The organism is Ohtaekwangia sp. (assembly GCF_036568665.1).
GTDB lineage: Bacteria > Bacteroidota > Bacteroidia > Cytophagales > Cyclobacteriaceae > Ohtaekwangia.
Window position 1 is genome coordinate 1 of record NZ_DATCSD010000472.1, and the last position, 8,214, is coordinate 8,214.

Annotated in this window: 6 protein-coding genes; 2 read left to right on the forward strand and 4 right to left on the reverse strand. The window is 42.7% G+C overall.

Translation table 11 applies throughout. From position 1 onward, the window contains the following. The first annotated feature begins 192 nt into the window (after positions 1–192). Positions 193–762, forward strand: a complete 570-nt coding sequence (locus VIN08_RS27530; RefSeq protein WP_331972775.1) for a Crp/Fnr family transcriptional regulator — start codon at positions 193–195, stop codon at positions 760–762. A 91-nt stretch (positions 763–853) separates the two neighbouring features. Further along, entirely contained in the window at positions 854–1,216 is a 363-nt protein-coding gene (locus tag VIN08_RS27535; RefSeq protein WP_331972777.1) for a hypothetical protein, read from the forward strand. A 326-nt stretch (positions 1,217–1,542) separates the two neighbouring features. Here the strand turns inward: VIN08_RS27535 and VIN08_RS27540 are convergent, their stop codons facing one another. The 4 genes from VIN08_RS27540 to VIN08_RS27555 form a co-directional block, all read right to left on the reverse strand. Continuing rightward, positions 1,543–3,954 carry an ABC transporter permease gene (locus tag VIN08_RS27540; RefSeq protein ID WP_331972779.1) on the reverse strand — a complete coding sequence of 804 codons (2,412 nt, stop codon included), beginning with the start codon at positions 3,952–3,954 and terminating at the stop codon, positions 1,543–1,545. A 145-nt stretch (positions 3,955–4,099) separates the two neighbouring features. Then, on the reverse strand, positions 4,100–5,476 hold the full coding sequence (gene mnmE / locus VIN08_RS27545) for a tRNA uridine-5-carboxymethylaminomethyl(34) synthesis GTPase MnmE (protein ID WP_414693319.1): 1,377 nt from the start codon (positions 5,474–5,476) through the stop codon (positions 4,100–4,102). Between the two features lie 72 nt (positions 5,477–5,548). Beyond that, the gene (locus tag VIN08_RS27550; protein WP_331972783.1) at positions 5,549–7,447 is read right to left on the reverse strand and encodes an Nramp family divalent metal transporter; all 1,899 of its coding nucleotides are present in this window, start codon (positions 7,445–7,447) and stop codon (positions 5,549–5,551) included. 13 nt (positions 7,448–7,460) lie between these two features. Beyond that, the gene (locus VIN08_RS27555) at positions 7,461–8,126 is read right to left on the reverse strand and encodes a metal-dependent transcriptional regulator (protein WP_331972785.1); all 666 of its coding nucleotides are present in this window, start codon (positions 8,124–8,126) and stop codon (positions 7,461–7,463) included. Positions 8,127–8,214: the final 88 nt, after the last annotated feature.

The window sequence follows — 8,214 nt, forward strand, 5'->3', positions numbered from 1 at the left end:
TAATTCAAAGTCACTTTTCGATACAAAATGTGCTCAAAACAGAATATCAATACGTTAGGTGGGGGCGCAACAAACAAATGGATTACAGTTTATTAACTAATTCTTTTTAAGTGTATAAGCCGATAAATTGAATATCAATAACTTGTGAAACGTTAGTCACAATTGCAAAACGAATAGACAACTCAGAATAACATGACAGGTATTTCCGAGATAAAAAAATCTCTTTTTAAGATTCACCAGTTTTCAGAAGAACAGCTAAGTCTCTTTACTGATAAAGTGACTTTTAATAGTCTTAAAAAGAAGGACCTGCTTATAAAAGAAAATCAGGTGTCAGACGGTATCACTTTTATTCTGACTGGTAGCTTTCGGGTCTTTAAAAAATTGAACAATAGGGAATTGACAATAAAGTTTTTTGTTGAGAACAATTGGATCGCAGACCTTGAAAGCCTATTGACACAACAACCTTCTAAAAATTACATAGAAGCAATTGAGGATTCAGAAATTGCTTCTATTACATTAAGAGACATTCATATGCTTATGGATAGTCATCCTTGTTTTCGGATGCTAAACGCATTATTGTCCGACTTAACAATTCCTACATCTTATGTAGCAACAATCAGCTCAAAGAACCCAGACGAACGATACAAAGAACTTTTATTAGAACACCCCCAATGGGTAAATCGCTTTCCGCAAATGCTAATTGCTTCATACCTGGGAATGACACCTGAGACATTGAGTCGAGTGAGAGCTAGAATCAAGTGATTTCTTGATTGTAATCAAGCGCGACAAGTAAAAATAAAGGACATCTTTGTGAAAAGATATATTTACGAAATCAGTCGAAATGAAATCAACTATGAACTTTGCCAAGTTAGTTCCTAACGTCTATTACGTAGATATTAAAGACGGATTAAAGCTATTTGTTGACTGTCTTGAATTTAATATCGGACATGATGAGTTGAAATCAAAAAATCCGTTTTGCGTGCTCGAAAAGAACGACCTGCAAATATACCTTTTCGAAAATAAAGAATTAGCAAAGGAACACAATCCTGAATTTAGGTTCGTAACGAATAATATCGATGAAGTATACAAAAAAATAAGTTCATCACATCCCGATTTTTTGCATCCCAATCTCAGTAAAGTCACGCTTCGCCCTTGGGGAGCAAAAGAATTTGCGTTGAGGGATAACCAAGTATGTATCATTATTCAGCAATGGTGAATTCATAATGGAATTTTGGCTGTTGCAACGAATCGCTAATGAAAGCCATAAAACACATGGTGTATTGTATAGTAGTAACCTCGATGCGAAATGTGCAGATAAACCAAGCAGCAGATTCTTGTTTTATGGCAAAATAATTTTGAATGAAGCTCCTTCACTTCCCGATGCAAAATGTGCCCTTCATTGATAGTCAGTGTGTTTACTGATTCGAGTAACAAAATAGTAACAGATATCACCTAAATACAACTAAGCATCTCTAAAACACCCTGAAGAAATTTTATTGCTTTGTGAGCTGCAGCCAGTATTATATTCCGTGTGTGGTTAGGTTACTCATGGCGTAGTGAATCCACCGGATTAGCACGAGCAGCTTTGATGGACTGATATCCAACCGTAAGCCATGCGATAGCGATAGCCGATACACCGGCAATCATAAAAATAAACAGACTAATTTCCACACGATAGGCAAATCCACTTAGCCATTGAGATGACACCCACCAACCTAACGCGGTCGCTGGTACAATGGCGATGAGTACTAGCACGACAAATTCTTTCGTCAAAGTCATTGAAAGCGAGCCCACCGATGCACCCATCACTTTGCGTATGCCGATCTCTTTGGTGCGCTGTTCAGCCGTGAATGCGGCAAGAGCGAACAGGCCAAGGCAAGCAATGAAAATGGCCAGGCCTGAGAATACGCTTAGCACTTGCCCAATCCTCTCCTCTGAACGAAAAAAAATGTTAAAGCTTTCGTCCAAAAAAATATATTCGAATGGTTCTGAGCCGGCATATTGCTTCCAGAGTTTTGAGGTGTTGTCAATCAATGTTTTGGCATTGCCCTCGTACCGTACCATCAAGAAACCTGAAGGACCGCGACCTAAAAAAACAGCTAACGGCCTCACGTTGTCGCGATAGCTTTCGAAATTAAAATCTTTCATGATGCCGATAACATGAGCGGGCACATAGGTACCATTTGGAGTGTGCAGAATCTCCTGCTCTTCTGCTTTGGCAAACCCAAATTCCTTTGCGGCAGCTTCGTTGATGACCACCGCAGTAGAATCGGAAGGAAAATCTTCTGAGAAATAGCGGCCATCTATCATTTCAAACTTTAATACACCCTGAAGGTCAAAATCAGCACGGTAAGATGCTGCAGAATGCTCCCCTTCATTTTTTGCAGAGCGCATAGGCATGGCGTTGTTGGCTCCAGGAAATCTGTTTACGGTAAAACTGACTTTTGTAACACCGGTTTGCTGAGCAAGTGCATCGCGAAAGGCTAGTCCATTGTTACCAAGCCCTAGTCCGTTTTCAAGCACCAACACATTTCTCCTGTCCATGCCCATTTGCTGTTGTTGCATGAAATTGATTTGCGTATAAATAACTGAAGTGACGATGATGAGGAAAATAGAAATGGCAAATTGAAACACTACTAACGTGCTGCGGATGCCTTTACTCCTGAGCCCCGTGCTGACTTTCCCCTTCAAAACTTCAACCGGACTAAATGAGGTAAGATAAAATGCCGGATAGCTTCCTGCCAGCAAACTGACCGTTAGCAACATCAACCCAATTGCCAGAATGAATTTGACATCCAGCAAATTGGTGACAGACAATTCTTTTCCCGACAGCAAATTGAAAGCGGGTAGTAAAAAGTAGCAGAGCACTACAGACAGGACAACAGACACCAAACTGTATAGCATAGACTCGGCAAGAAATTGGCCAATCATCTGGCTTCGATATGAGCCCAGCGTTTTGCGTAATCCTATTTCCTTTGCGCGACTGGCAGATTGCGCGGTAGACATGTTCATGAAATTGATACAGGCGATAGCCATAATAAAAATGCCAATACCACTAAAAATATACATGTACATCATGCTTCCACCTGGCTCTATATCGTCTTGCGAAGTTGACTTCAGATGGATGTCGGTAATCTTTGTTGCGTAGTAACTATAAACTCCCCCTGCTTTGCGAAACTGATCCAGGCTGTTGCCTAAAAACTGCAGCATATCGGGAGCTACATATTTCGCCACTATGTTTTTCAATTTTTGCTCAACATCAGACACGGATGTGTTTTTTCGCAATAGAAAATACGTGAATACACCACTGTTAAGCCACAGTTTATATTTGAAGTAACTATCTTGCTCAGGCGAAAGCAATGCATTGAAACGAAAATGAGAGTTGCCTGGGCAGTCGGCCGCGACACCGGTCACTTTATAGGTTAATTTGTAATCACCTTCACCGATGATGATCAATTTCTCCAGTGGGTCTTCATCACCGAAATATTTGCGCGCTGTCTTCTCGGTGAGCACGACTGAATTAGGTTCTCGTAAGGCGGTATTGGCATTACCCGAAATAAGTTTGAAAGAAAAGAAATCAAAAAAATTGCTTTCCGTAATAAACACCTTTTCCTCAGTAAGTGCTTTTTCGCCATAACGAAAAACCGGCCTTCCCCAACGAGTCATTCTGAGCGTAGACTCCACTTCAGGTATCTCTGACATCATCGCATCAGCCAGGGGAGGACAAGTAGAAGCACTACGCAAATCCTGCGTTCCGATTTTTTTGTGTAGTCCAACTTGGTAAATTCTATCAGCATTGGAGTGGAAACGATCATAGCTAAATTCATCAATTACATACAAAGCAATGAGCAAACAAGCTGTGATGCCTATAGTCATACCCAATATGTTGAGGCTTGCAAAAAACTTTCGCTTAAGAATATTGCGAATGGAGATAGTGAAATAGTTTTTAAGCATGACCTATTTTGTTGAATGTCGGCTCTAAAGATTAAAGGCCGATAAGCTACAACGCTATTGTGCCCAGTTTGGTAAATCGCTTGTAAAAAAATGTAAACGAAATGTAAATTCTTTTTTTTGACTGAATCTTAGGGAGTTCTAAAACTCACTTCCCGATGCAAAACTTCGAGAATATATTGTCCAGTAGGTCATCCGTTGTAATCGTGCCGGTTATTTCTCCGAGGTAGTGTAATGCCTGGCGTATATCCATCGCGAGGAAATCTCCGGTAACACCGTTATCCATACTGTCGAGTACACGTTGTAGTGCTTCATTGGTCTGCAACAGGTTTTGATAGTGACGCAGGTTGGTTACCAGTACATCGCCTGCCTTCACAGTCTTTACCTGGAAGGAGGCAAGTATCTTGTCTTTCAACTCGGTTATATTGGTTTTATTGGAAGCGCTGATAAAGGTGAAGTTGTGTTTTTGCAGCTCTTCCACAAAAGCAGGCGTTGCTCTGTCTACCTTGTTGCCAACTTTGATATAGGGGATACCTAATTGCTGCAGGCCTTGTTCTTCGTGTAGTATTTCTTCTATCGTAGCGAGTGAAAGATCGAACAGGTATATAATTAACGAAGCCTTCTTCATGCGCTCGCGTGTGCGTTCGACTCCTATAGCTTCAATCACATCCTGTGTTTCGCGTAGTCCGGCTGTATCGATGAAGCGGAAATTTATACCTCCCAGTATCATTTCATCTTCAATTACATCGCGCGTTGTTCCCGGTATATCCGATACGATGGCTTTATCTTCATTGAGCAATGTATTCAGCAATGTAGATTTACCAGCATTCGGTTTCCCGGCTATTACAGTAGGCACTCCATTCTTGATTACGTTACCCTGATCGAACGACTCGATCAATGCACGAAGATATTTTTGTATGCGTTTGATGAGCTCACGCAGATCATCGCGCTTGGCAAACTCTACATCTTCTTCACCAAAGTCCAGCTCCAGTTCTATCAGCGAAGCAAAGTGAATCAGTTCTTCGCGCAGTGTGTTGATCTCGCGCGAGAAGCCACCGCGCATTTGGTTTAGTGCCGCTTGTCGCGCGTTATCGGTTTCAGCATTGATGAGGTCTGCCACTGCTTCAGCCTGGGCAAGATCGAATCGCCCATGCAGAAAAGCGCGCTTGGTAAATTCTCCGGCTTCTGCCAGACGAGCCCCGTGCTTCAACAATACCTTGATGATCTCCTTTACTATAACTGGTGAACCGTGACACGATATCTCTACACTGTTTTCTTTTGTGAAAGAGTTGGGAGCCTTGAAGAGTGATACCAGCACTTCATCAATGATCTTATCGCCATCCCGCAGTGTGCCGAAATGTACCGTGTGTGATGGTTGAGCTTCCAGGTTCCTGCCTGAAAAAACTTTTTGTGTGATGGCTATAGCATCTTCTCCTGAAAGGCGAATGACTGCAATGGCAGATAATCCCTGGGCTGTAGCGAGTGCAACAATGGTATCGTTCATGTATGACAATTGAGAATGCAAAAATAGTTAAAATGAAATGACCCGTCCGGTGTATGAACGGGTCGCTTCATCAGAAAATTCCTTTTCGATTTTTTATTGCTTGTTTTCCTTTACAATCAATATCGGGATGTTTACGCGGTGCCGAACCGTATCGAGTGTTGTTCCGAAGATCAGGTCTTTAAAGAACCGGTGGCCGTGTGCACCCATTACCAGCAGATCGGCCTGGTAATCTTTTACCATCTCGGGTATACATTGACCAGGTTTTCCGAAGCCGATCTTTAGTTCGGCCTGGTAGCCTTTTTCAATGATCTGATTTTTATAGTTATTCAATGCAGCATGATCTTTTGCTGATTCAAGGTCAGCTATATCACTGCCATATACTAGTGCACCCGCTGTTTCTACTACGTGAATGAGTAAATAGCGGGCATCCTTTCCACCTTGCGCCAGCGCATTACCGATAGCCAGTGAATCTACCTTACTAAAGTCTACGCAGACAGCGATACGTTTATACTCAGGCTTCGCTATATCATCGATTGCTTTCGCAGTGCCATGGGGAATCTTGGCAGCTTTTTCGGCAGTACGTTTTTCAATAATAGGTTTGAATGTTATATATAGTAACAAGCCAAATGCAGCAATACATACAGGTATAGCGGTACTCCACACAATCCAGGCGTACTCACCGGCATCCGTTAGCCAACCATCTATTTCCTGGTATACCAGTTTTACGTTCAGCGATACAATTATAATCGCGATGATCCACGCTGCCATCTTTACCCATGGCTTGATAACGTATTGACCCATTTTTTCTTTATCGCTGTTGAAATGGATGAGCGGTATAACAGCAAACCCGAGCTGCAAACTTAGCACTACCTGACTGAACACCAGCAATGCTCCGGTTTCGCCTTCACCATATACCAGGATCACGATATAGGCAGGAATGATCGCGATAAGGCGAGTGATGAGTCTGCGCAACCACGGGGCTATGCGCAGGTTCAGGTATCCTTCCATTACAATCTGCCCGGCAAGTGTACCGGTAATGGTAGAACTTTGTCCTGCAGCGATCAGCGCTATACCAAACAACATGGAAGCCCAGTTTGTGCCCAATAGGGGCGTGAGGAATTTATAGGCTTCCTGTATATCCACCACATCGCTCATGCCTGCCTTAAAAAAGGTTGATGCCGCCAGCACGAGTATAGCGGCATTAACAAAGAACGCAGCATTCAGCGCAATGGCAGAATCAATAAAATTATACTTGATGGCTGTCCATATACCTTTCTCCGTCTGATCGAATCTGCGGGTCTGCACCAATGACGAGTGCAGATATAGATTATGCGGCATTACGGTAGCCCCTATAATACCAATGGCTATATATAGCGCTTCATCGTTAGGTATAGCGGGTATAAATCCTTCAGCCAGTTCACCTAAAGCTGGTTTTGCAAGAATCATTTCAATAAGGAAAGCTCCTCCTATAATGGCTACCAGCGCTATAATGAATGCTTCGATCTTGCGCATACCATAACTTTGCAGTACCAATAATAGCAGTGTGTCAAGCACCGTGAGGCTTACACCCCAGATGAGCGGAAGACCAAAGAGTAATTGTAAACCTATTGCCATACCGAGTACTTCTGCCAGGTCGCAGGCCGCTATCGCGATCTCAGCCAATATCCACAGGGCAAAATTTACGACAGGATGATAGGTGCTTCGTGATGCCTGTGCGAGATCGAGTTGCCGCACGATACCGAGTCGTGCACTGAGACTTTGCAGGAGCAACGCCATCAGGTTCGACATGAGCAATACCCATATCAATGTATAGCCAAATTTACTCCCACCGGCTATATCGGTGGCCCAGTTTCCGGGGTCCATATAGCCTACACTCACCAGGTAAGCAGGACCAAGAAATGCAAATAATTTACTCCAGCCTTTGCGATCGGTGAGTACGGACGAGTGTACTTCACTCAATGATTTTCGTTGTAAGGCACTATCGTTATTCATATATTATTTGTTACTAGTTAGGTGTGTTCACCAGGAGGTTTTGCGCTGCTTCGTTGGATATAAAAACTTTCTTCTTGCCATCGATGAGCAGTTCCAGTGAACCATCAAAATCTACGCGATCGAGTATAGCTATACCGGCTCCTATATATATACCAATCTTGCTGAGGTATTGCAGAAAGGAGGGGGTGCCATGTTTTACGGATCGTATTACTATCTTTTTCTTTTTACCAAAACATTCGGAGAGTGGTACTTGTCGTATCTCTTGTATCCTACCACTCTTGTCAGGTATAGGATGACCGTGCGGATCAACGGTAGGATATTCTAAAAATTCATCCAGCTTTTCAATCAATAGGGGAGACTGTATATGTTCAAGCTGCTCGGCTACTTCATGCACTTCGTCCCACGCGAAGTGAAGTTTCTGCACGAGGAATGTTTCCCAAAGCCGGTGCTTACGAACTACCATCAATGCTTCTGCGCGACCCTGCCTGGTGATCTTTACGCCATAATATTTTTCGTAGGCTATAAGATTTTTACCAGAGAGCTTTTTGATCATGTCCGTTACAGACGCTGCCTTGGTATTCATAGACTCCGCGATCTCGTTGGTGGAAACTGCCTTTGTTCCTCCATCGGATAAATGGTATATGGCTTTCAGGTAATTTTCTTCAGTATAGCTCAGCATAGTCTCCTGATTTAACGGCCGTACGAAAATAAAAGTTTAGGGTAGTCTAAAAAAATATTTAGGTGTTTTTTATGAGCCTTTGAAAAAA

Excerpts from the sequence above, each read along its gene's own strand:
- VIN08_RS27550 (WP_331972783.1), bottom strand. The coding sequence starts at position 7,447 with ATGAATAACGATAGTGCCTTACAACGAAAATCATTGAGTGAAGTACAC.
- VIN08_RS27555 (WP_331972785.1), bottom strand. The coding sequence starts at position 8,126 with ATGCTGAGCTATACTGAAGAAAATTACCTGAAAGCCATATACCATTTA.
- VIN08_RS27540 (WP_331972779.1), bottom strand. The coding sequence starts at position 3,954 with ATGCTTAAAAACTATTTCACTATCTCCATTCGCAATATTCTTAAGCGA.
- VIN08_RS27535 (WP_331972777.1), top strand. The coding sequence starts at position 854 with ATGAACTTTGCCAAGTTAGTTCCTAACGTCTATTACGTAGATATTAAA.
- VIN08_RS27530 (WP_331972775.1), top strand. The coding sequence starts at position 193 with ATGACAGGTATTTCCGAGATAAAAAAATCTCTTTTTAAGATTCACCAG.